Annotated in this window: 14 protein-coding genes; 7 read left to right on the top strand and 7 right to left on the bottom strand. The window is 54.6% G+C overall.

Annotated features, from left to right (window positions below; all coding sequences use genetic code 11):
• Positions 1-28: 28 nt before the first annotated feature.
• Entirely contained in the window at positions 29-1,072 is a 1,044-nt protein-coding gene (locus ACQCLF_RS02310; RefSeq protein WP_426984700.1) for a LacI family DNA-binding transcriptional regulator, read from the top strand.
• Positions 1,073-1,148: 76 nt separating this feature from the next.
• Complete coding sequence (gene kduD, locus ACQCLF_RS02305) at positions 1,149-1,910, top strand: 2-dehydro-3-deoxy-D-gluconate 5-dehydrogenase KduD (RefSeq protein ID WP_426984699.1); 762 nt, start codon at positions 1,149-1,151, stop codon at positions 1,908-1,910.
• On the opposite strand, the gene ACQCLF_RS02300 is transcribed toward kduD, so the two are convergent.
• Positions 1,907-2,812, bottom strand: coding sequence for an ROK family protein (locus tag ACQCLF_RS02300; protein ID WP_426984698.1), 906 nt, complete (start codon positions 2,810-2,812; stop codon positions 1,907-1,909). The two genes, kduD and ACQCLF_RS02300, sit on opposite strands and share 4 nt — an antisense overlap.
• Before the next feature lie 151 nt (positions 2,813-2,963).
• On the bottom strand, positions 2,964-4,064 hold the full coding sequence (locus ACQCLF_RS02295; protein ID WP_426984697.1) for a LacI family DNA-binding transcriptional regulator: 1,101 nt from the start codon (positions 4,062-4,064) through the stop codon (positions 2,964-2,966).
• 542 nt (positions 4,065-4,606) lie between these two features.
• Between ACQCLF_RS02295 and ACQCLF_RS02290 the strand changes: the two genes are divergently transcribed.
• The 4 genes from ACQCLF_RS02290 to ACQCLF_RS02275 all read left to right on the top strand — a co-directional run bounded on the left by ACQCLF_RS02290 (position 4,607) and on the right by ACQCLF_RS02275 (position 15,410).
• Positions 4,607-7,429, top strand: coding sequence for a TonB-dependent receptor (locus ACQCLF_RS02290; protein ID WP_426984696.1), 2,823 nt, complete (start codon positions 4,607-4,609; stop codon positions 7,427-7,429).
• Positions 7,430-7,544: 115 nt separating this feature from the next.
• Complete coding sequence (locus ACQCLF_RS02285; RefSeq protein ID WP_426984695.1) at positions 7,545-9,443, top strand: glycoside hydrolase family 97 N-terminal domain-containing protein; 1,899 nt, start codon at positions 7,545-7,547, stop codon at positions 9,441-9,443.
• A 253-nt stretch (positions 9,444-9,696) separates the two neighbouring features.
• Entirely contained in the window at positions 9,697-13,989 is a 4,293-nt protein-coding gene (locus ACQCLF_RS02280) for a discoidin domain-containing protein (protein ID WP_426984694.1), read from the top strand.
• Entirely contained in the window at positions 13,989-15,410 is a 1,422-nt protein-coding gene (locus tag ACQCLF_RS02275) for a glycosyl hydrolase family 28 protein (protein WP_426984693.1), read from the top strand. Before ACQCLF_RS02280 ends, ACQCLF_RS02275 begins: the two co-directional genes overlap by 1 nt.
• A gap of 7 nt (positions 15,411-15,417) precedes the next feature.
• Here ACQCLF_RS02275 and ACQCLF_RS02270 read toward each other — a convergent pair whose 3' ends face one another.
• The 3 genes from ACQCLF_RS02270 to ACQCLF_RS02260 form a co-directional block, all read right to left on the bottom strand.
• Positions 15,418-16,800: a PepSY-associated TM helix domain-containing protein gene (locus ACQCLF_RS02270; RefSeq protein WP_426984692.1), complete on the bottom strand. Its 1,383-nt coding sequence runs from the start codon at positions 16,798-16,800 to the stop codon at positions 15,418-15,420.
• A 25-nt stretch (positions 16,801-16,825) separates the two neighbouring features.
• Positions 16,826-18,949 carry a TonB-dependent receptor family protein gene (locus ACQCLF_RS02265; protein ID WP_426984691.1) on the bottom strand — a complete coding sequence of 708 codons (2,124 nt, stop codon included), beginning with the start codon at positions 18,947-18,949 and terminating at the stop codon, positions 16,826-16,828.
• A gap of 285 nt (positions 18,950-19,234) precedes the next feature.
• The gene (locus tag ACQCLF_RS02260; RefSeq protein WP_426984690.1) at positions 19,235-19,732 is read right to left on the bottom strand and encodes a DUF6231 family protein; all 498 of its coding nucleotides are present in this window, start codon (positions 19,730-19,732) and stop codon (positions 19,235-19,237) included.
• Between the two features lie 144 nt (positions 19,733-19,876).
• Here ACQCLF_RS02260 and ACQCLF_RS02255 point away from each other — a divergent pair, with 144 nt between their 5' ends.
• Positions 19,877-22,342, top strand: a complete 2,466-nt coding sequence (locus ACQCLF_RS02255) for a bifunctional acetate--CoA ligase family protein/GNAT family N-acetyltransferase (RefSeq protein ID WP_426984689.1) — start codon at positions 19,877-19,879, stop codon at positions 22,340-22,342.
• 6 nt (positions 22,343-22,348) lie between these two features.
• On the opposite strand, the gene ACQCLF_RS02250 is transcribed toward ACQCLF_RS02255, so the two are convergent.
• Both ACQCLF_RS02250 and ACQCLF_RS02245 read right to left on the bottom strand, forming a co-directional pair.
• Positions 22,349-23,305, bottom strand: a complete 957-nt coding sequence (locus tag ACQCLF_RS02250) for a histone deacetylase family protein (protein WP_426984688.1) — start codon at positions 23,303-23,305, stop codon at positions 22,349-22,351.
• A gap of 24 nt (positions 23,306-23,329) precedes the next feature.
• Positions 23,330-24,364: a fused DSP-PTPase phosphatase/NAD kinase-like protein gene (locus ACQCLF_RS02245; protein WP_426984686.1), complete on the bottom strand. Its 1,035-nt coding sequence runs from the start codon at positions 24,362-24,364 to the stop codon at positions 23,330-23,332.
• Positions 24,365-24,474: the final 110 nt, after the last annotated feature.

The following is a 24,474-nucleotide window of genomic DNA, read 5'->3' as shown; positions in this document are numbered from 1 at the left end:
CGTTCGCTGTAATCGAGGAGAAAAACAGGTGGCATCCGAATTAAACGCCGAACCAACGCTAAGAGACCTGGCCGAAGTGGCGGGGGTTTCTGTGGCGGCCGTCTCGAAAGTACTGAATAACCGCAAGGGGGTCAGCGCCGAGACAAGAGATCGCGTAATGCGCGTCGCGCAGGAGTTGGGATATCGTGGGCGAGGCGGGCGCCTGGCCGAAGAAAAGCTGACGTCCGCCGCCATTGTGACGTTGGATCGTTTTGTCACCAACGACAGTTTTTACGGCGACATTATACAAAGTATCGTTCAGGAAGGCGCCGCTGTGGGTATTGACATCAGTGTCTCGGTCACTGGTAAGCCCGAGGGCGCGGCCTACCCCGAGGCGCTGTTTCCATCTGGCCCGCCACAAGCCGTTTTCCTGGTGGGTATTGACGAACCCTCAGTACTCGAGGCCGTTTACTCGCTTGGCCGACCCACCGTCATTGTGAATGGCATGGATCGCCATATGCGATTGCCCAGTGTTTCGCCCGATTATCATTTGGGAGGTTGGCGCGCCACACGCCACCTTCTGGAATTGGGGCACCGTCGAATTGTTCACGTGACACATCCTTATCGCGAATCGTTTCGACGGCGGGTCGATGGCTTTCGCAATGCGATTGAGGAAGCGGGATTGGCATTCGACCCTAAACAACATCTTCTTGATTTGGGATCTCCAGCGGCCATCAGCATAAGCGCCCGTGATGTTGTGACGGAATATTTGAGTAGCGTCGACGATTGCCCCACCGCTTTTTTTTGCGTTAACGACATTGTTGCTTTGGGCACCATGCAGGCCTTGCAGGCGAGGGGGCTGGTTGTACCCGACGATGTATCCGTCATGGGCTTCGACGGTTTGTCGGTGGGAGCCCATGCGTCGCCAGCATTAACCTCCATGCAAATTAATCGGTGGGAAATCGGACGGGCCGCCATTCGACAAATGCAGGATCGAGTGGCATTTCCGGATCGACCGGTTCAACGTGTATCGATAGGTGTGGAATTGCTGGCTCGGCGCAGTACTGGCCCGCTCCCGGGCCATGAAAAATAAAGTCATTAAACTCACGACGAGGCCGCGTCAGTAGATTGGCCGCGGTGGGTCTCGTCCAGGAAAACTGGAGGTTTACGTGGTACTGGATAAATTCAAACTGGAGGGGCGGGTCGCAATCGTGACGGGATGCAACACCGGACTGGGCCAGGCCATGGCCGTGGCGCTCGCGGAGGCTGGCTGCGACATTGTGGGCCTGAACTTCAGTGAACCCACTGAAACCAAACAGTATGTTGAGGCCCTCGGGCGAGGGTTTGAAAACGTTCATGCCGATCTGAGAAAGACGGACGTTATCCCCACTGTTATTGAGGCCGCGGTTAAGCGCTTCGGAAAACTCGACATTTTGGTGAATAACGCCGGTACTATTCGACGTTCTGATGCGATTGACTTCAATGAGCAGGACTGGGATGACGTTATCAATGTGAACTTGAGAACCGTCTTCTTCTTATGTCAGGCAGCCGCTCGGCAGTTTCAGCGTCAGAACAGTGGCGGTAAAATTATCAACATCGCCTCCATGTTGTCATTTCAAGGCGGTGTTCGCGTTCCAGCCTATACGGCATCAAAAAGTGCGGTGATGGGGCTCACAAAAGCTCTTGCCAATGAGTGGGCAACATTGGGCGTTAACGTAAACGCCATTGCGCCGGGCTATATGGAAACCTCCAATACCCAGGCGTTACGCGAAGATACGCAGCGTAGCGCAGAAATACTGGGTCGGATCCCCTCCGGCCGCTGGGGGTTGCCCGAAGATCTGAAAGGCCCTGTGGTGTTTCTCGCCTCCGATGCCGCTGATTATGTCAATGGCTATACGGTTGCGGTTGATGGAGGGTGGTTGGCTCGTTAACGAGTCGCCCACAGTCTGGCGGCTCCTCTCACTCCGGAAGAGTCGCCCCACCGAGGTGGGAGTACGCTACCCCGCCAGGTGTCACTGAATACGTACTTTTCAATGACGGGCGGCAGTTCTTTGTACAACATAGGGATGTTGGATAGCCCTCCACCAATAACGATAACATCGGGGTCGACCACATTACAGATGGAAGCGATTGCGCGTCCGACGCGATTAATGAGCGCGGAAATTTCATAAATGGCTGCGGTGTCACCGTCTTGTGCGAATTTGGCAATGGCTTTTGCCGTTGCAGACTTTCCGGTACGGGCGATAAAGCAGCGACTCAGAGCCGTGCCGGAAATCCATTGCTCAAGACACCCTTTTCTTCCGCAGTAGCATCCGGGCCCGTTCGCTTCGGTGAGATCCTGCCACGGCAGCGGATTGTGGCCCCATTCAGCGGCGATGCTGTTGGCGCCTTCCACGAGTTGCCCATCAATCACCAGGCCACCGCCACAGCCTGTGCCCAGGATTAATCCACATACGATTTTCTTTCCTTCACCCGCTCCGTCGTAGGATTCAGACAGCGCAAAGCAATTGGCGTCATTGGCGATGCGTATGGGGCGTTGAAGGGCGGCTTCCAGGTCTCGCGTGAGAGCGCTCCCGTTGAGGTATTGGCGGTTGGAGTTGCGCAGTTTACCGGTTGCTTTGCAGATAGACCCCGGTGTACCGAGGCCGACACTGGCACGCTGGCGCAATTGCAGGGCCTGTTCGGTTTCCGCCACCAGGCGAGTAATGGTACTGATGGCCTCGTTGTAGGTATCTGGTGTATCGGCTCTAAGGCGCGAGCGAAATTCCCCGGATCCGTCGACGGCGGCCACTTCTATCTTTGTGCCGCCAAAATCTACCCCTATACGAATCACTCTTCTACTCCATTGCGTAATAGCTATGGGCCTCGGGCCCGGGGAAATAATTATTTATGGTATCGATACCAACAAAAGCGTGCAAGCCTTTTCGCTAATGACTGTTCAGGTTTCGCTAATGGCTCCTCAGGTGGGGAAATTCTGGACGGAGTTATTGACTGGCAGGCCCTGTTGAGCCCCTTTTTATCAGCTTGTAAGGCGCAACGTAATGACGAACGACACCATCGTGCTTGGAGGCGTTGGGTCCGGATGCCAGTATGTCGGCCAGCATGATAACGGCCGTTTCCGCCATCTCCGCAAGGGGCTGGTGAATGGTGGTCAGCTGTGGCCAAACCGCTGAAGCGAGTGCGGTGTCATCGAAGCCGGCGATACTAATGTCCTCTGGCACCTTTAGTCCCAGGCCGTGGGCCACGGCGATAAGACCCGTCGCCATTTCGTCATTGCAGGCGAATATTGCGGTCGGCCGTTTTGAAGTGGGGACGTCCAAAAGCTTTTTGCCCACCTCTAGACCGCAACGATAGCTGAAATCCCCTTTCGGCATCCAGCGTTTAGGCACATCGAGTCCGCCCTCTGCCATAGCGGCGAGAAAGCCCTGAACACGGTTTTCGGCGGGAGAGTGAGTCGGGTCGCCTTTGACGAAAGCAATTTTTGTATGCCCCAGACTAATCAAGTGGTGCGTCATGGCTCGTGCGCCGGAGAAGTCGTCAATCAACACAGCTGGAGAGTGCAGTCTGGGGCTTCCCGAGGCAAAACTCAGCGGTAACACATCTTTTTGGGCGGCTAATTGTTGAGCGTCCAGCGAATCACAAATAGGCGGGGGTAAAATGACGCCTTCGGCCCCCAGGTCAATCAGTTTTTTCAAAGCATCGATGGGCTGTGGGTGAGCCAAAAGTGGCTCAATCAGTAGCTGGCAGCCTTTCTTGCGGCTGGCCGCAAAGGCGCCCATCAGAAACTCGCCCAGATTCGATGACTTGGGGTTGCTGAAGATAATGCCGATCCGTTGTTGACCACTGCGAGCCGCTCTCGCCGCCAGATTGGGTACGTAGTTCAGCTCCCGAATAACTTTTTCGACGCGTTCGCGCATCTCCGGACTCACGGAGGCGGAACCGTTTACAACCCGGGAGACCGTCATGGACCCCACACCGGCTTTCGAAGCGACATCATGAATCGTGACGGCTTGTTTGCGAGCAGGTTTCTGCGACTTAGGCTTCTTGGTGCTGGGCACGGTGTCGCCTGACTTCTTTCGAGGCATGGCCTGGTTCCCTAATGAATTCCTGGGTGTTTTAGTTGGTGGTTCTTCTTCGGGTTGCCCGATCAGCAGGTGCTCCGAGTCCTGCCTGAACTTTGAACTCGTATGGTAGCAGATGTTGTTATCGGTACCCTTATTAAAGGACGCCACGCCTAAAGGACTCTAGGCGGTAGTGATGACGCTGGGCATTATTTTTGTGCTAAGCCTGCAGAATAACTATCCGGCACTGAAAATAATTTTTTTTCATAAAAAATTAAATTTTAATCACTTTTAATAGGGTTAGGAGGCGCAGATTAATAGCGAAACTTAATGTTAACTTATTGGTTTTACTTAAAGTTTCGTTATTTTCGGTTTAATCTGCAATTTACATGATCGGTCTCTATCTTCTAGGCCGGGGTCGAGGTCAGCACTATCGTGGTTAAAAAAAGGTTGTGGTATTGGTCTGGTATCGATACCATTTGATCATCAGCTGATCCTACCATCAGCTTGAAGTCCCGTTGGGGGCGGATACAACCTGAATAAATCAGATAACTATAGGTAGCAACATGACTATGAGAGTGAACAGCTTGGCCGCCGCCGTGGCAGCGGCAACCGCAATGACCTCACTGGCCTTCTCTGTCCAGGCGCAAGCGCAGCCTTTGGAGGAGGTCGTCGTTACCGGCATCCGCAGTAGCCTGGAAACCTCTACCGCCATCAAACGTGAATCAGCCGAGATCGTTGAATCTGTTACCGCTGAAGATGTCGGTAAATTGCCTGATCCGAATGTGGCCGAAACTCTGACGAGAATCCCCGGTGTGCAGGGTTATCGCTATGGTGGTGAAGGTGCTTCCCCGGTAGGGGAAGGCAGTGGTCTTACCATTCGAGGTTTGTCAGGACAAACAGCTTCCCGGCTGAACGGTCGCGCTTACTACACGGCTGGCAGTCGCGAGTTTAATATCGAAAGTGCGATTCCGGGAATGATTGCTGGCATTGACGTCTACAAAACACCGAACGCCAGCCAGATCGAAGGCGGCATCGGTGGCCTCATCGATATTCGCACCCGTCGCCCTTTTGATATGGATGGCGAGGTAATCAGTGCAGCGGCCACGGCGCGCTACAACGATTTTGCAGGCTCTGTTAAGCCGGAGCTATTCGGCTTGTACTCCAACACCTGGCAGCTGGACAGTGGTGGTGAAATCGGCTTCTTGTTGGCAGGTAACATGCAGGAGAGCCATAACCGCTCAGACTCATCGCCGGGCAACCGAGGTGCATCATTACGCCGTCCAGTACGTGCGGACGATCCCGAATATCTTACGCTCGACGGTGCTGACCAGGCTTATGCGGGCCAGTCTGATGTCTGGTATCTCGCTGACGGCTCAACTTCCGATCCGAAATCGGAACTTGTCACTGCAATTTCCCAGAATGCTCATGTCTTTCAAGAAGATATCCGTCGTGAGCGCCGTGGTGTCAATGCAGCTTTTCAATGGGCGCCAAACGACGACTTTGAATTCTTCACCGAAGGTAACTACAACTACTACGAATACAATCAGGAATACCGTTTTCTGACCCTCAGTGACAGCCGCACAGTCCGGGATCTGGAAACACAGCCATTTGTAATGACTGAGGAACTGGTTGACCGTAATGCAAACGGAGGCCCCAATGAGTCCGTGGTTGAGCAAGGTATTCGAAGTGGTACCTTCCTGAACTCAAGTCTGGCGGCGTTGGGTGGTGAAGAGTATCGCCCTTACGAAACCTGGCAGATTGCGTCCGGGTTCGATTGGCGTATCACTGACAACCTGAATATGACGCTCGATTTGTCATACACCTCGTCGGAACAAACTCAGGATAACCGCAGCATTCAAATGACCCCAGCGGCTGGCCTCAGTTGGGATGTCACTCGCCGCCTGACATCCGTTCCACATGACATTGAGATTGATGGGCCGGACCTTTCAGACCCGAATAATTTCGTGTTTAACAATTATTCCAATGGTACCAATCGTGAATTGATTGATGAAGGGACCGCTCTTCAGGTTGACTTTGATTATGCAATGGATGGTTTCTTCAATGCGGTAAAATTTGGCGCACGTCTGTCGACTCAAGAGTCTGAAGCGCATGACTACGCCAACTCTGCGGACTTGACCGCCAGTGATGTACCCGTAACCAGTGATTTGGTGGAAATGTCCCCCACGGATTGGGTCAGAAACGACACCAGTTATCCTGGTGGTTATATTGTATTTAACACGGATCTGCTGCACAGCGGTTCCCTGTCAAACCTGTTCCCGCAAGCGGGTATTCCTTCTGGGAGCCTCCCTGAGATTCTCGCCAACCAGCGTTATGCTGAAGAGGAAACGGCGGCGGCCTATGTTGTGGGCGAATTCGCCACCAGCAGCGAGCGTATCCGCGGTAACGTCGGTGTGCGAGTGATTAATACCGATGTGGAGACAGCGGCGCAGGTAATAGACACCACTGGCTCAGATTCACAGCTGGTCCCAGTTAACGGGTCCAATTCATACACCGATGTGCTTCCCTCTCTCAACCTGACCGGTGAGCTGCGTGAAGACCTCTTGCTACGGTTCGGTTATCACAAAGGCATGACGCGCCCGAGCCTTAGCTCCTTGGCGCCCACAGTGACGGTTGACCCACTTAGCGGCAATGGCACAGGCGGGAATCCTAACCTGGAGCCCCTTAAAGCGGACAGTTTCGACTTGTCTCTGGAGAAATACTTTGGCCCCTCATCGTATGTCTCTGCAGCCGTCTTCTATAAAGACATTGACGGCTTTATCAACGGCATTGCATCCTGTGAAAGCGTTCCAACCGCGCCAGCGTACTCTGGCGGCGTCGACAACTCATGCTCTGGCGGACAATATCTGATCACGCGTGAGGTTAACGCCGAGAAAGGCAATGTCCAGGGCATCGAACTGGCTGGCCAAACCTTTTTTGATGGGCTGCCTGGCATCTGGAGCAATTTCGGTGTTTCGGGTTCTTACACCCATGTGGAAACCGAAAACCCGATCGAACGTAATGGGGAGATCGTTGATACACCGCAAGCGTTCCAGTCTGATGATAGCTACAGCATTTCGGGCGTTTATGAAGATGACAAACTGTCTGCCCGGCTAGTGTACACCTACCGTTCGGATTTCATTCTGTTCGGTGTGGCCGATACTCCGGTCAATGGGCGCTATGTTAAAGGGTATGGTATTGTGGATGCCTCAATTAACTATAGCCTGAGCGACCGCTACAGTATCAGCTTTAACGCGTCAAACCTGACTGACAAAGCACCGTCTCGTTACATCGGTGAGCCTGGGTCCGTTACAACGGGGTCACTGAATCAGTACTATGCGAATGGTCGAAATTTCTCGCTCAGCTTCAGAGCGACATTCGGTAGTTAATGGCGTGCGCTCTCCTGCAGCACTCTTTCTTGGGTGCCTTCGGGCACCCTTTTTTTAGTCTGAAAAGGCAAAGTTTCGAATACTAACTTCTGGCTCGTTCGTCCGGAGAATACTTATGCTAAAAAAACATGTTTGGGTATTATTGATAACGCTCGTTTCGTTGATTCCAATAGGAAACGTTGCCTTAGCGGAAGACACTGCCGAAACGCTAACGTCTCCCAATGGACAAGTATCCATTACCGTTCATTCGAATCTCTCCGAAAGAGAAGGTTTGGCGCTCTGGTATGACGTGAATTACGGTGACAAGACGGTGATCAAGCGATCCAGACTGGATATACGCTTGGATAACCACCTTTCCGAGTGGGCCCTGGCGATTGAGAATACGCCGAAAGGGCAATGGATTAACGGTTTGCAGTTGACGGGCGTTGAACGAGAAGAGCACCGCTCCACCTGGGAGCCGGTTTATGGTGAGCGGTCTGAAATTGATAATCACTATAACTCGATGACTTTGTCGTTCGTTCAGTCTGCCAATGATAACTATACAATGAATATTGAGGTTCGTGCCTTTAATGAAGGCATTGCCTTTCGGTACTTTTTCCCGGATAACCGCCTTGGTATTTTCTATCGTGTGATGTCGGAAGGCACAGAGTTTGCCTTTGATAAAGGCGCCAAGGCCTGGTTCAGTCCCTGGGCTCAAGGCCCGGTATCCATACTGGATTTGAAGGACTGGCCCACGACCAGTGAGCGACCGCTGACATTGAAGTTGGACAATGGACTTTATGCCAGTCTCGCTGAGGCAAAAGTGGTAGATTATGTGCGCACCAAGTTTGCACTTGCTGAGGAAAGGAAAAACACGATAACGACGGAAATGCACACTCCGATTGACATTATTCCCGGTACAGGTACCCCTTGGCGTGTTGTCATGGTGGCGGAGAAACCCGGTGATCTTATCGAGAACAACGACATTTTGTTAAATCTCAATGACCCCTCAACGTTGAGCTCAACAGATTGGATCAAGCCCGGAAAAATCGTTCGGGACATGTCGCTTACTGAAAAGGGTGCAAAAGAGTGGATAGATTTTGCGGCCAAACACAATATCCAATACCTGCTGTTTGATTGGCTATGGTACGGCTGGGCGTTTACCTTCGACTCCGACGCGAGCACTGTCGATATCGATCTCGACCTCAAAGAAATTATCGAATATGGGAAGGAAAAAGGCGTTGGGATCTGGGTCTACGTTAACCAGCATGCGCTGCTTGAACAGGACGAGGAAATCTTTCCACTTTATAAGGAATGGGGCCTGGTCGGCGTTAAATACGGATTTGTTCAGGTCGGGTCTCACCGTTGGACGGCATGGCTTCATGACTCCATTGAACGAGCGGCCGAAAATGAACTGATGGTTAACATTCACGATGAGTTTCGTCCGACGGGTGAACAGAGAACATGGCCTAATATCATGACGGTGGAAGGTATTCGGGGTAACGAGGAAATGCCCGACGCAACGAACAATACAACTATCCCTTTCACTCGGGGTATTGCGGGAATGGGCGACTACACCATCTGTTACTACGATGACCGTATCAAAACGACGCACGCTCACCAGCTCGCCCTATCCGTGGTGATGTACAGCCCCCTTCAAACGCTTTTCTGGTACGACAGTGCGGATGATTACCAGGGCGAACCAGAGATCGCTTTCTTTGAGGCCGTGCCCACTATATGGGATGACACCCAAGTGCTGTCTGGCGACATCGGTCAACACATTGTCACCGCTCGACGGTCTGATGAAGATTGGTTTGTAGGTGCAATTACCAACAATGACGCACGAGAAGTAACCGTTAATTTTGATTTTCTTGACCGCAACGAAACCTACCTTGCGACGGTTTACTTTGATGACGAATCAGTCGACACCAGAACCCATGTGGGTATACGAACATTCGAAGCCACAAGCGATAGCGTTAAAAGTTTTGCATTGAAAGCGTCTGGTGGTGTGGCAATACATCTGCAAAAACAATAACGTGTTGCGCAGGTGCTTGCGCTCTGCCTGAAAAGGGCAGAGCGTACCCTTTCGGAGAATGCTGAACCTATTTGACAACACAATTCCAAGAGAGCCTTTACATATCAATATGGTATCGTTACCACTTGTTTTTTTGGCATTCTTAAAATTAGGAAAATCGGATTTTAGCCGTTGGCCATTAAAGCGGTAATTCTAAGATCAGCACGTTAGTTGTAATCATACTTCGACGATAAATATAAACGGAGACTAAACGATGAAACTATACACGCCGATGGCAGCAGCGTTAAAAAAACTGGCGCTGGTGAACAAGGCCGCCATGGTTGCACTCATTTTTGGTATTACGTTCGTCTGGCCAGTGAGCGCGTTCTCTCAAACCCTGCCTCCGATAACCAGCTATCAGCCTGTGATTAACGAAACGGTTGATGCCAGCGGCTTTATCCACCCAGGAATAGGGTTGACGAAAGCGCACTTGGAAAACGTCAGACTGCAAGTGCTGGCGGAGCAAGAGCCCTGGTTCTCGTACTATAAAGATATGGTGACATCATCGGCGGCGGGGCGAAATGTCGTGTCCAGTAACGCCAGCGGTTCAGACCCCACAGCGGCAGACAGCGTGGCGTTTGACAGTCGTGGGCAAAACTCCCGATTTATAGCGGATGGGCTTAAAGTCTACACCCAGGCACTTCTCTACTACATAACCGGGGACGTCGTGTACCGCGCTAATGCCATGAAGATTCTTCGGATCTGGCAGCAGATGGACCCGTCACAATACGCGTATTTTCCTGACGCGCACATTCACACTGGCATTCCTTTGAATCGGATGCTGTCGGGCGCGGAAATATTGCGCTATACCGGTAGTCCCTCTTCCGAGTGGGAATGGACAGCCGAAGATACGCTGTACTTGACCACCAACCTTATCCAGCCGGTAGTGGAAACGTTCCAATACACCAATGACGAGTTTATGAACCAGCATTCCTATCCTTTGCTGGGTGCGATGGCGTCTTACATTTTTACGGGAAACCGGCCCAGATTCGATGAGGCGGTAGAATGGATGACGGTGAATGCCACCGCCGAAAATCAGGGGTTCAATGGTTCCATTAAACGGCTTTTCAGGCTGGTAGAAAAAAATGCCGAGACGGGCGAGGTGCTGGCCGAACCCGTAGTACAGCATGTTGAGATGGGGCGTGATCAGGCGCATGGCGGAGGTGATCTGACCAACGCGGCGATTATCGCGCGTCTGTTTCTCGCCCAGGGGACTCGGGTTGACCCAACGCAAGGGACCGTATCCGAAAGCGCAAACGCTGTTGATATTTATGAGTTTCTGGATGATCGTATCCTGGCCGCGGCGGACTACTTCTGGCAGTACATGCTGGGCTACGATACCGAATGGGTGCCAACCCCGTTCTCTATATTTAACGATGGGACGGTCAAGGGTATCTATCACAATATATCCCAAGCCTACCGAGGTCGTATGCTGACCACCAATTTTTGGGATCTTTACTACTACTATACTTATTCGAGGAATGTTGATCTTTCGGTGAAGGCTCCGTACTTCTACGAGGCGTTTACAAAACGAATTCCGACCAACCATTATTATCAGGGAGATTTCCAGAATACCTGGGATAACGTAGACGGCGGCGGAGACTTCTGGCTCTTCATGCCAGCGGAGGCAGCGAACGAGGGTGACACTTATCTGCCTCCGGTTCAGAGCGATGAGTCCATTGTCGAGCTGGAGGAGCGGTACACGCCTTTTGACAACCAGACTCAAACGTTGAGTGAAGGTGAGACCTCGTTCATACGGTTCCAGGCTACACCGGCAGGTAGTACCGTGGCTGTACTCAACCTCTCCTACTCAGACCGATCTGAGTCACTTCCCATCGGTATTCGTGTGCGAACCGATGGTGAGGCGGAGCTTCTAATCAGTGCAGGAAAGAACAAGACGCCTTACCATGTTATTGCGCTGCCGAATACCATGGGAGACTGGAAGTATATTGTCTACGATATGGGTATTGATCATGTGAGCTATGGTCAGTTGGGTAACACTTATAGCTTGGGGTTTTTCACGGTTAAAGGTAATGGCACAACGGTTGATTTGGATAACCTGAACGTTGATGCCGCTGATGACCTCACATCGCCCGAGATAACGGGTGTTGCGAGTGATGAAACAATCTATGCCTATGTAGGTGGTCAGGTAGCGCTGGACTTCACAGCGACGGATTCAGATAACACCGATGTTGTTCAATACTACGGAATCAACCGTCCGAGCGGATCGTCACTCTCTTCGGCGACCGGTGCTTTCAGTTGGACGCCCCAATCTGAAGGAGTGTGGTCATTTATCGTGTCGGCATCAGACGGTGTCAGTTTAGACACCAAACGAGTCATTCTATCCGTCGCTGCTGACAGACAAGGGGCCATCGATAAGGCCGCGAGTTCTTACGATGAAACCGTTGAGTATACGACTCCCTCTCTGGATACCTACCTGTCGGAGCATCAAGCTGCAATCGATGCCGTAGGCCAGGCGAGCGATGAGGCTTTCAGTCAGCACTTGGCGTCACTTGGAGAAGCCGTACAGTCCCTTCAGAAACTAACCCCAAGACTCGATGACGGCAGTATGGATTTTTCTGAAATCGTGGATTCGACTTTCGGGGAGTCTGTTTCTCTTCTGGTTGACGAAAACAATGATACCTTTCCGGTCTACACGCTCGCGCCTTATCCGAACTTGTACCATATTCTTGATTTTACAGAGAACTTCAAAGTATCGGTAGACGCCATCGGCGTGCAAAGTCGCATGAATTTTCTGGATAGAGGGGCGGGTATCGCAGCGTTTGCGTCGAACAACGGTATTGACTGGACAAGAATAACCTCGGCAGAGACCCCGTACAGTAACGACATGGGGTTTATTGACGTCGATACTGAATTTAAAGACGATAAGTTCAGGTACCTGAAGTTCGAAATGGTCAGCCCGCAGCCCGATGCGCTTCGTGGTCAGATTTTAAACATCTATGAAATTGGTGAATTGAGAATAATGGGTGACCGCTTTGAAACGAATAACAAAATAGAAACTGTCACCCTCGACGAGGGAGCCGCAGACTCGTCGGGGCTCGTATTTAGTGGGTCGACGCTACGGTTTTCGATCACTGCCATAGAATCCATTAGCGACGTCAGTGTCACTATTCAAGGGATCAATGCAACGCTCACCAGTGACGATGGTGTGCATTGGTTTGCGGAAGCGACACTGGGCAGCGGTGTACGTACTGGTTTTGTCACAGTGTCTGTCGAATACCAAACGCAGGAGGGCGATAGCACCGAATCGAGTTACGTCACCGATCTCTATCTGGTGGATGAGTCAGACGTTATCGACAACCTGCTGGAGGCTGCTCATATAATTGATCCATCAACGTCTTATGGGCGACCGGATGAATCAATTACGCATGAACAAGCATCCTACTTGTTTGATGGAAACCCCAATACCCACTCTGATTTCCGCGATGGTGGTGATGGGCAGGGGGGATACGTCACCTTTGATCTGGGTTATGGTGGCACAATATCATTGACCAGCGTGGATATTCTCGCGCGCCAGGATCAATATTACAGTCGTATCAATGGAACGGTTGTTCAAGCCTCTCAGGACAATGAAGCGTGGACCACGATCTCTGACGCGGCTGAAGTAACCGATAAGTGGCAGAGTCTTCCAGTTCATACAACTGAAGAGTTCCGGTATATTCGGCTTTATAACGCGAATGCCTGGTTCGGTAATGTGGCGGAGGTCCGTTTTCATGGCGAGTTGACACAGCCTCAGGATCTGGTCAGCGCGATTTCAATGAGTTCGCCCTCATCAGGCGCTGCCGGACTGATTGAGTACGGAGATACGGTGACGCTCGATATCCAGACGGCTGAACCGGTCTATGGCATGCAGGTGAAAGTACAGGGCGTATTGGCGTCGGTGGCGTCCAGCGATAACCTGGTTTGGACCGCCCAGGTCGATCTTCACAGCGGTGTAGACGTTGGCGATGTCAAATTTGCAGTGAACTATTATGACGCTGAAGGAGCGGCAGGTCTGACAGTGGAGTCAACAACCGATGACACGTCGCTGTTTCTGATTAATGGCGACAGCGTGATGCGCGACGTCATCCTGAACGCTGAGTTGATCGACCCCTCCACCATAGGCGGTAGGCCCGACGAGTCGCTGACCGCACAGCAAGTCGATTATATGTTCGACGGATTGCCGGGTACGGCGTCCGACTTTCGCCTTGGGTCTAGTGGAAGTGGTGCTTATATTGCCTTTGATTTTGGAATGGGTGAAGAAGTGTCCCTTACGGAAGTCAACATTCTGGCCCGTCAGGACAACTATTTCACCCGGATCGAAGGCGCTGTGGTTCAAGGCTCGCAGGATAATACGAACTGGGTAACGGTGTCGGATGAGGCCAGTGCGACACGTGACTGGCAGACACTAACTATTAGCGATCAAACAGCGTATCGCTTTATTAGAATTTACAATTCGGCGACCTGGTTTGGCAATATCGCCGAGTTAAGGTTTCATTCTAATTAATGAGCAATGATGAGATGAGTATGAAGCTGGTTTTAATAGCGTCTATGGTTTTTGTGGTTTCCTGTGCTCCCTTAAGTCAAACCGAAGGAGATCTCGAAAGTCGCTTGCTTACCTATGACATACCGAAAGAGGCGCTGTATACCCACCATAACGATGACTATACCGTTCGTGTTCGCACTCCTGGCGGCCAATGGGAAGATCTTTATGAATACAATGTCATAGTTGATTTGGATAATCCGCAGAATGCCTCTATGGTCTATTTTGATATGCAAGGCACTGTTGAAGTTTCTGTTCAGAAAAACAATGGAACGGTTTCAGATGTTCAAGTGAGGCCAGCGAGCGCCGGCATTTCGCCGCGATTAGACGGGAATGCGGCTTACTTTACAATAAGTAAGCCGACCAAAGTCTCGGTCGAATTTGATGGGGATCGATTGCATAATCTTCACCTGTTCGCGAACGCCATAGAAGAAAATCGGCCCAGTCCTCAGGACGAGGATGTGATGTGGTTTGGACCAGGAGTTCATACGCCACCGGAAGGTGACGCTTTTGTCGTTCCCTCAAATACGACGGTTTATATTGCTGGCGGTGCGCTATTGAAAGGCGGTTTTCATATTAAAGGCGTCGAGAATGTGACCGTGAGGGGGCATGGCGTGATTGATAAGCCCCATAGGGGGTTTGAAATCACGCATTCCAATAATGTCACGATCGATGGCCCTATTGTTATCAATCCAGAGCATTACACGGTGTACGGTGGGCAGTCCCGAAACGTGAGTATCAGCAACCTGAAAACGTTCAGTGCAGGTTCCTGGACAGACGGTATTGACCTTATGAGCTGCTCGGACGTGCTGGTGGACGATGTTTTCCTGAGAACATCGGATGACTCAATCGCGGTTTATGCGCACCGTTGGGATTACTACGGAAACGTAGAGAATATTCGAGTAGTGAATTCAACGTTATGGGCCGATATCGCGCATCCTATTCATATAGGGATACATGGTAACGCTCAGGCTCCAGAGGTGATAGAAAATCTGCTCTTCAAAAACATTGATGTGCTGGAGCACGATGAGGATGACCGAAATTATCAGGGCGTGATGGCGATATCGGCGGGGGATGCCAATCTTGTTAAAGATGTGAGATTCGAAAATATTCGCATCAGCCGTATGGAGGAGGGAATGCTCTTCAATTTTCGAAGTGTATTCAACGAAAAGTACAGCCACGCTCCGGGGGGAGGAGTGGAGAATATAGTCTTAAAAGACATTCACTACGACGGCACGATGTTCAACCCGCCTGTGATAGAGGGCTACTCCGCAGACAGCTATGTCAATGGCGTGGAACTGGACAATGTGGTGGTCAATGGAAAAAGATTGGAACTGCACGACCTGGACATCGGTGAACATGTCCAGGCCGTGTCTGTAAAGTAACAACGGTTCAGGTTCCACTGGCGGTCTTCTGCCTGGCGCGTTTGCACAAAGCCAGCAATCCATCAATCACAACCACCAAAGCAAGCACCGCCGCCGAGACCGGAAAGCACAGTGCAATTACCAGCATCAGCCCCATCACGATCTTGCTGGCGACGGGATCGGCCGGTGGTGGCTGCAACCGCTGTTTCTGTGGTGCACGACGTTTCCACCAGAGAATGACAGCGCTGGTCATCAAAAACAGAATCAGAGCGATGATGGCCATGTTCAGCAACAAATTCCACAGCCCGAGGTCGCCTTGATGCAGAGGAATGGATGCGGCCATCGCCATACCCATGGCCGGGTAGTCACTGTACCGGATGTCAGCCAGCGGCATACCGTCGGCGGGATCAAGATGCAGAACGCGTTCGGCGAGCGGGTTTTGTACATCGCCTGCCATGGTGGTTGCGGAGAGGGTCCAGACGTCCCCCTGACCTTGCGGCAGATGCACACGGTAGCGTTTGAATTCCTGTTGTTCGGCGATGCGGGTGACGTAATCAATTCCCAGCTCTTGAGACGCAGAGTCGGCGCGGGGCATGGGGGTTTGTTCCAGTGCCCAGGGCACTTGATGAGCGCCGTGCTGATTCATAATCTCGTGCGAGGTGTCCGCCTGAGGAGCGTCGAATTGTGTCCCGGGTAAAGAGCCCCAGGGCTGCACCAGCTTCCCACCCCAGATGCTGGTCCACGCGAGCCCGGAGAACAAAAAGAACAGCAATGGTATTGCGACAATCCAGCCACTGAGTTTGTGCCAGCGCCGCCAACGCTTGCGTTTTCCGCTGACACCGTTGCTGTTTCGGTCCCGGCTCTGGCGTGACCAGGAGAGGTACAAGCCACTGAGTACCATGAGAATGGCAAGCCCGGCAGCTCCTTCTATGAGCAGGTCGCCCGTCTTACCGATCAACAAGGTGCCGTGAACGTTTTTCACCTGCTCGTAAAACGTATCGGTGGGATCGCGGCTGCCAAGAATGTCGCCATTGTACGGATTGACATACACCGTGGTGGAGGGCGCACCGTGCCCGGCATGGCCCGCGTGCGCGCCCTGCGTGAGCGAGAAGCGGGCGGACTCGGTCGCGTCGCCAGCCGGAATGTAAAGCGTCACGTTGGCGTGCGGGTGTTGAGCGCGCACAGTGGCCATGAGTGCGGAGGCGGGCAGGGCGTCGCCCTCGGGAACCACTGTCGTCAGTTCCCGGTCCAGCCAGGCGCCGACAGGTTTACTGCCCAGCATCAATAACCCGGTGACGCAAAGCATCAACAAAAACGGTATCACCAGCAGGCCGACGTAAAAGTGCCAGCGCCACAGCGCCCGGTACATTTGATTGCTCCGTTGGGTCGATGCTGTGCGGCTGGCAGTCATTGAGGCTCTCACACGTTAGGGTTAGTTAGAATTGCCATTTTACGCCAACGAAAAACGAGCGAGGCTCACCGGCATACAGCAGAGCGTCATCGACCGGGGCGATATCGCGCACGGTGTGTACGGAGACGTAATCCTTATCGGTCAGGTTACGCAATTCACCGTAGACTTCCCAGCGGTCGCTGCTGAAGCCGGTTCGCAAACCGAGCAGTGCGTAGGAGTCGACGGTGTAGGTGTTGCTGAAATCCGAGTAGCGTTCGTCGACCAGATCAAACGTCGGTCCGCCAAAGAACCCGCTGTTATGGCGATACATGACTTCGCCTTTAATAGCATAGCCCGGCGCGGCGGGAAGCTGGTTGTTGCCGTAGATCGGGTCGTCATCGAACGAGAACTCATTGATGGTCAGGTTCAGACGCGGTTCGATTCGGTGCTCTCCAGCGCTGTCGAGCGCAAGGCTTGCGCCGAAAAGCGCTTCGATGCCCGCGTGAATGGTATTATCCACGTTGCTGGAAAGGCTGGTTCCCGGTTCGTCGGGATCGTCGATAGACAGGATCTCGTCCTTCAGCTGGCCGTAATACAGTGAGACTTCCCAGTACCATTGATGACGGTCTGCCCAGGTTTTGCTGCCACGGCTGCCGACTTCGAACACGGTGCCTTTCATGGCATCGAGGGTTTCGTTATTGCCGCGGATGTCATCTTCCAGTTCGTAATTTGTGGGTGCTTCATACAACCGGCTGATGTTGGCAAACCATTCGCTGTCCGGGCTGGCTTGATAGATAACACCGACTCGGGGGTTAATGCTGTCATAGTCGGCCTTAGGGTTGCGCACGGTGTTGCTTTCCACATCGGTATTGCGAACATCACGGCTGGTGGTCACCGCCTGAAGGCCATAGACCAGCTTCCACTGGTCGGCGAATTGCCAGCGGTCCATTAAGAACGCCTCTACACTTTCTGCGATATTGTCTGTAATGGTGGTCAGCCCGTTACGCTGGCCGTTGTCATTGCGATACTGGCCACCGGTGACTGTGCTTCGACCGTAATTGATGCCAGCGAGTATGTCGTGGTCACCGGCGTTCAGGTTGTAACGTAAAGAGCTGCCGAAGGTATCTTGATCGGTGTTGATCAACAGGCTGAATACCTCTACGGGCGGCATGGGGCCATCGCCGTCGAAGTCCACCATTACTTTATCGACAATAGGGTGATACAGCGTTTGTTCCTCATAGGAGAGGCCAAACGACAGACTGCTGTTGCTGTTGATGTCCCAACCGGTTTTGTTGGCGATTCGCCAGCTTTCGACATTGACCTGGTAGTGACCCGTGATCGCCGCCGACTCTGCCTGATACGGATCGTCGGCAAATTGCTCGGCGGTCAGAGGGCCGGGCAACTCTTCGTCGTTATCGATATACGTCAGGTAGAGGCGGGTGTGAAGCGCGTCGTTGATTTTCCAGCCGGCGTTGGCGTAGACGCCGCTGCGCTCCTGTTCACTGTGCTCACGAAAACCATCACGCTGTTTGCCATCCACAGTGATGAGACCGTCGAAGTCGCCGGACACGGTGGTAGCGGTCAGGCGGCCCTGTATGTGACCGTCGCTGCCACCGTTTAGAAACAGCTGGGATTCGGTGTTGTGTGCGGTCGGGCTGATAAAGTCAATGGCGCCGCCTAAGGTGCTGGCACCGTACGTCAGTGCGTTGGCACCACGGGCGATCACCGCGTTGCTGGCGCTCAAAGGGTCAATCATCCGGTTATGGTTGTTGCCGTCGGCGGTGGTGACCGGCAGGCCGTCTTGCATTAGCTTGATGCCGTTCATATCATAATTGGTGGCATCGAGGTTGGAGCCCCGGCTGGAGAAAAACATAGCGTCACCGCCAGAGGAGCTTTGTGCCCAGATGCCGGGGACAAAACGCAGCATCTCGGAGAGATTGGATACACTGCGCTCGTACATCTCGGTGCTGTCGACCAACGTCACCCCACCGGGGGTCAATGCCTGTTCGTGCTCCAGTGCCAGCTGGCTGTGTTTACCTTCGACCAGCACGGTTTCCACCCGGCCATCACCGTGATCGGCAATGGCGGCGACAGGCAGGCCCAGGCCCGACGTCAAGCTTAAACAAAGGGCGAGCCGTGTTCGGCGCGAGCGGGGCGTCACTGTGCACATGGGTGTGTCCTTTTTCTACGGATTCTTCTTAACAGGATTTGCAGGCGGTAGAAAGCCTACTACAGCCGCCTCGCTTCCAGAATGCGACAAATTGTCGCAGAAGGGTCGTGCGACGATTTGTCACGCAGACCGAAGGGTGGGGATTTCTTAAAATGGCGCCTTTTGAATGTGGCAGGTGATAGCGAGGTGGTTATGGAATGGATGGTGACGGCACTGGTGTTCGGCCTGATGGGCAGTGCCCACTGTTTCGGGGTGTGCGACGGCCTCGTCAAGCGGGCGCGCAGTTTACCACCTGGCTTTGCCCCACATCTCCGGGTTAGCCCAAAAGCGTGGGTTGTTCCAGTCGCGCTTGTGGTTGTAGTTGTCGATGTTGTAGGTGTACAGGCTTAACGCCTCGCCGTTATCGTCCAGTCGTGCCTGGCGGCGAAAGCCCAGCGCAATAAAATCGCTCAGCGTCCATTCACTGCGTTCGCTATCGAGTACGGCGATTTGATGCGTGCCATAGTTACGCAGCTGCCCCAGCAGTGCTTGACCGTCTGCACGTGACAAGTGCTCCAGTGTGTTACTGATCAGCGCAAGATCTTGCACGCGCTCCAGCGTCAACCCCTGGCGGGTGTCGGCGGCGTCCATCAACGTCAACGCACACTCTTCATGCACCTGTTGCCACTGTTGCGCCAGCGCTTGGGCGCGCTCGCCGAAAGCCATCAAAACGCTCGGCTCGCAGCGGGTGATCAGAGCCGCCAGCGCCTGATCTGGATCAGTGGTTGATGTGGATTCGGACATGGGGTCGCCCAGTGATAACAAACAGGGTTCAGTATCACATCGGGCGCTTTGCCGTTGCAAGTGACGGCTGCGGTCGACCGTTCCCGCTTACCGGGCAGGGGCGGGACTTGCTATCATCGGGTTTTCCCCGGTGATGGAGTCATCATGAGCCTGAAGCAGATCGATCAGTTATTGAAGCCGCGTTCGGTGGCGGTGATCGGCGCATCCAATCTGCCGAACCGACCCGGTAACGCGGTGATGCGCAATCTGTTGCAGGGCAACTTTGCCGGACCCATCATGCCGGTGACGCCAAAGTACCAGGCGGTGAACGGTGTGTTGGCTTATCGCTCGATTGATGCATTGCCGGAAGTGCCGGACCTGGCCATCATCTGCACGCGGGCGGCGCGAGTGCCGGCGCTGATTCAGCAGTTGGGCAAGAAAGGCACGCGCAGTGTCATTGTGATTGCCGCCGGTCTGGATGAAGTCCACACCGCCCAGGGCACAACCTTGCAGGAGCAGATGCTGGCCATCGCACGGCACTGGGGGGTGCGCGTACTCGGGCCGAACTGTCTCGGTTTGTTTGTGCCGGGCATCGGTCTGAACGCCAGCTACGCGCACACGCATGCCCTGTCAGGCAAAATCGCCTTTGTCTCTCAATCATCCGCCGTGTGCGTTACGATTCTGGATTGGGCCCGGCGGCGCAGCATAGGGTTCTCCCATTTTATTTCACTGGGCGACGGTGCGGACATCGATTTCGATGAACTGATCGACTACCTCGGTCGAGATCCCAACACCCGTGCGATTTTGCTCTACATTGATTCGATTCGCGACGGCCGGGCGTTCATGTCGGCGGCACGGGCCGCCGCGTCAAACAAACCGATTCTACTGATCAAGGCCGGCAATTCCGCCGAAGTCGGCGCGGCCATCAGCCGGTTGCCCAGCCAGCAACGCGGCGCTGACCGGGTTTACGATGCCGCTTTTCGACGTGCCGGTATGCTGCGTGTGCAGGATTTGCGGGACCTGTTCGCCGCCGTGGAAACACTTGCCTATGGGCGGGAACTGCGCAGTGAGAAACTGGTGATTCTGGGCAATGGCAATGGGCCGGAAGCGATGGCGGCGGATGCCATGATCGAGCGGGGCGGCCATCTGGCGACCCTGAGTGACGAGACCGAAGCCGAGCTGCGGCGCCTGGTTCCGCGCGGTGGACGAGCGGGCAATCCGGTCAACTTGTTGGGTGACGCATCGCCGGAATTGTATCGGCGCGCGCTGGATGTCATTCTCGCCAGCGGCGAAGCGGACAACATATTGGTGATGCACGCCCCGTCGGCACTGCACGCCTCGGACGTGTACGCGGAGGCGGTGATTGAGGCCTATCAGGCCCATCGGGGGCGAAAGCCGAACCTGCTGGTGAACTGGATGGGGGAGGAGGCCGCTTATCTTGCCCGGGAGCGTTTTGCCAAGGCCGGTATTGCCTCGTTCCGCACACCGGAAGGCGCCGTGGCGGCGTTTATGTATCGGGTGCAGTATCGGCGTAACCAGAAGCTGCTGTCGGAAACGCCTGACTCGGTCAGCGAATTGATCCCTCACCACCCGGACGCGGTGCGCACTGGCATTGCCGAGGCTTTGAAAGAAAACCGGCTGTCGCTTTCGCCCGAAGAGGCATCCGCTCTGGTGAGTGCCTACGGCATTCAGACGCTGTCATCCGATAGCGGCGAAGCGGCGCCGGAGGCTTACCATGAGGATGTTGCGCTGCGCATTCAGGTGCGGGTGGACCCGGTCTTCGGGCCGATTATTGCTTTGGGTGAGGCGGGGGTGTCTACGGACTGGCAGCACAATGCAGTGGTGGCGTTGCCGCCGCTGAATATGGCGCTGGCGCGCTACTTGGTGATTCAGGCGCTGGCCGAAGGCAAGCTGCGTGAGCGTCGGCAACCGCTGGAGCGTCACTCGCTGTGCCTGCTGCTGAGCCAGGTCAGCCAGCTGGTGGTGGATAACCCCGAGCTGGTATCGCTGGACCTTCAGCCGGTGGTGATGCGTCGCGGTGTTTATACGGCGTTGGATGTCTCCGCCGTGCTGGCTCCAGCGGATCAGGCGAAGCCGCTGGCCATCCGGCCCTACCCGAAGGAGCTGGAGCAACGGGTGACCCTCAAGGACGGGCGTTCGGTGATGTTGCGTCCCATCCGGCCCGAAGACGAGGCGCGTCAGCAAGCGTTTGATCGTTCCCTGAACCGTGAGGATCGCTATAACCGCTACTTTGGGGAAGTCTCGGAGTTTTCTCATGAGCAGATGGCACGGGTAACCCAGATTGATTACGACCGGGAGATGGCCTTTATTGCCACGGAGCGGGATGCCCGGGGCGAGGAGGTGACGCTCGGGGTGGTGCAGGCGCAAATGGACCCGGACAATCAGCAGGCCGAGTTTGGTATTGCCATTCGCAGCGATATGAAAGGGCAGGGGTTGGGCCGATTGTTGCTCAGCAAAATGATCGCGTATTGCCAGGCGTCAGGCACCCGTGAATTATTCGGTCAGACGATGAGGCAGAACAGCGGCATGGCGAACCTGGCGCGAGGGCTTGGGTTCAAGGTCCGGTTCGATGCCGATGAGGATGTGATCGAAATGCGCCTGACGCTCTAGGTGATTCTACAGCTTCGCCAGCGCCTTGATATGCAGCACTGCACTGCGACCCAGGGCCGATAGGGCATAGCCTCCCTCCAGCGTGGACACAATGCCCCGGCAATGGTACGCCGGGTTGTCGCTCTCCCGGCTGCGATCCACCAGTGCCCTTAGCTCCCGGCTCACCCAGTCATAGTCACGGTCTGTCAGGCTGATGGACGACATATCGTCTTCCTCATGCGCGTCGAATCCGGCTGAAATCAGCAACAGTTGTGGCCGGAAACGCGTCAGGGCCGGTAGCCAGTGCTCGCGAATGGCGGCGCGGAAGTCATCGCTGCGACAGGTCGCGGGCAACGGCACATTCACAATATGGTCGCGCGGCACGTCGGTGGGCGTGTTCGGATAAAAAGGGTGTTGAAAGCTGGAGCAAAACAGCACTCGTGGCTCGTTATAGAACATCGTCTGGGTGCCGTTGCCGTGGTGTACATCGAAGTCCGCAATGGCGATGCGCTCCAGGCCGTGATGCGCCAGGGCGTGCGCGGCGGCCACGGCCACATTGTTGTACAGGCAAAAGCCCATCGCCCGGTCCGGTTCAGCGTGATGGCCGGGCGGGCGTACATTGCAGAACACCGCATCGGTATCGCCGGCCATGATCAAATCCACGCCGTGTACCGCCGCGCCCGCTGCGTGCCGGGCAGCTTTCAGCGTACCGGCGGACAGGTACACATCATTGTCGAACGGGATGATGCGGTCACTGCCGGGCGGCGGTGCGCTCAGGGCCAGCGACTTGAGGTAGTCTGCCTCATGGACGCGGCGCAACTGCTCGTGGGTGACCTCGGGCGTGGTCCGGTGCATGACCAGCCCGTCCAGGCCACTGGCCAGCAGGCGGTTGTTGATCGCGTCCAGCCGCTCCGGGCACTCGGGATGCCCCTCGGGCATGCGATGTTCGTGGCAGCTCGGGTGTGAAATGATCGTGGCCAGCATAAAACGTCCGAGGTCGAGGGTCGGTTAACGGGGGGCAGCCATCACAGCTTTCACGCGCTCCTCCAGAGAGGTCAGCCCGGCTTCCTGGCCCAGTTGCAGAGCCTCCTCCTCCGAGAGGTCTTGCAACCGGTAGGCCCGAAGGGCCAGCAATGCGCCCGCACGGTTGCCCGACGCGCAATGCAACAGGACGCGTTCGGTACCGTTCAGAAGTTCATCCAGTTTGCGGGCATTGTCGGGGGTAATGTCGTCCGCGCCGTTAATAGGCAGGGCGATATAGCGCAGGCCGAGCGCTTCCGCTTCAGCCTGTTCGTCAAAACCGGCGGACTCGCCGGGGCCACGCAGGTTAATGACCGTGGTGACGCCAGCGGCTTTCATTTGCTGCAACTGTTCGCGAGAGGGCTGCCCTCCAGTGATCAGCTGCTCGTTGGGGGTCTTGAACCCGTCGGGCACGGCGGCGGACGCGGTGCTGCCAGGCGGACGGGTACTTAAATGGTCCTGAAGTCGTGTCATGAGTAACTGGGCTCGCTGTGAATGGGTGCTGTCGGTGGTTTCCACCCGGCTGCCACCCTCAGGGGTGGCCTGGATAAGAACAGTCATACCTTCCTGGAAACCGAACCAGAATGTTGTGGCGGTCGCTTCGACCCGAGCGGAGCCGTTCTCCGGAGGCTGCGCCTCGCGCACCGCCCACGCCTGCTCATCCACCACCGCCTGAACCGCTTCGAACACTTCTCTGGCGGTTTGTTCAAACACCACAGGTTCCGGGGCCGGGTAGGCGGTGCGCTGGTTTTGCCATTGACTGAACGGCACATAGAAACTGAACAGGCCGACTACAGCGGAAGTGGCCAGCACCGAGACACGCCGACCTTCGGGCTTGCTCCAGAGCGCATAGCCGATAATCAGCGGAACGCTCAGCAACCCGAGGGTGGCGCCCGTTTTCAACAGCAGGAGAGCGGCGGGCCAATCGAGCCAGCCAAGGCGGTAGCCGGGGCCACTTGCAATAATGAGCAACAAGGCCAGAAAACCGCTGGATAACGCAAAAACACCGAGAAACTTTTTCATAGTGATGACTGACGTGATCGGGTGGAACGACAGGGGGTATTGTCGATCACAACGCGGCTCGCGTCTATCGCCGGATAAATAGCGCCCGATGAACCGGGGCAAGAGGCGGG

The sequence above is a fragment of the Marinimicrobium sp. ARAG 43.8 genome, assembly GCF_050113635.1.
In the GTDB taxonomy this organism is placed as follows: Bacteria; Pseudomonadota; Gammaproteobacteria; order Pseudomonadales; family Cellvibrionaceae; genus Marinimicrobium.
Note: the sequence above shows the minus strand (reverse complement) of the source record. Positions and strands in the feature narration are given on the sequence as shown.

What these genes read in the sequence shown, in the direction of transcription:
- ACQCLF_RS02295 (WP_426984697.1), bottom strand. Translation starts at nt 4,064, where the DNA reads ATGCCTCGAAAGAAGTCAGGCGACACCGTGCCCAGCACCAAGAAGCCT.
- ACQCLF_RS02290 (WP_426984696.1), top strand. Translation starts at nt 4,607, where the DNA reads ATGACTATGAGAGTGAACAGCTTGGCCGCCGCCGTGGCAGCGGCAACC.
- ACQCLF_RS02285 (WP_426984695.1), top strand. Translation starts at nt 7,545, where the DNA reads ATGCTAAAAAAACATGTTTGGGTATTATTGATAACGCTCGTTTCGTTG.
- ACQCLF_RS02280 (WP_426984694.1), top strand. Translation starts at nt 9,697, where the DNA reads ATGAAACTATACACGCCGATGGCAGCAGCGTTAAAAAAACTGGCGCTG.
- ACQCLF_RS02275 (WP_426984693.1), top strand. Translation starts at nt 13,989, where the DNA reads ATGAGCAATGATGAGATGAGTATGAAGCTGGTTTTAATAGCGTCTATG.
- ACQCLF_RS02270 (WP_426984692.1), bottom strand. Translation starts at nt 16,800, where the DNA reads ATGACTGCCAGCCGCACAGCATCGACCCAACGGAGCAATCAAATGTAC.
- ACQCLF_RS02265 (WP_426984691.1), bottom strand. Translation starts at nt 18,949, where the DNA reads ATGTGCACAGTGACGCCCCGCTCGCGCCGAACACGGCTCGCCCTTTGT.
- ACQCLF_RS02260 (WP_426984690.1), bottom strand. Translation starts at nt 19,732, where the DNA reads ATGTCCGAATCCACATCAACCACTGATCCAGATCAGGCGCTGGCGGCT.
- ACQCLF_RS02255 (WP_426984689.1), top strand. Translation starts at nt 19,877, where the DNA reads ATGAGCCTGAAGCAGATCGATCAGTTATTGAAGCCGCGTTCGGTGGCG.
- ACQCLF_RS02250 (WP_426984688.1), bottom strand. Translation starts at nt 23,305, where the DNA reads ATGCTGGCCACGATCATTTCACACCCGAGCTGCCACGAACATCGCATG.
- ACQCLF_RS02245 (WP_426984686.1), bottom strand. Translation starts at nt 24,364, where the DNA reads ATGAAAAAGTTTCTCGGTGTTTTTGCGTTATCCAGCGGTTTTCTGGCC.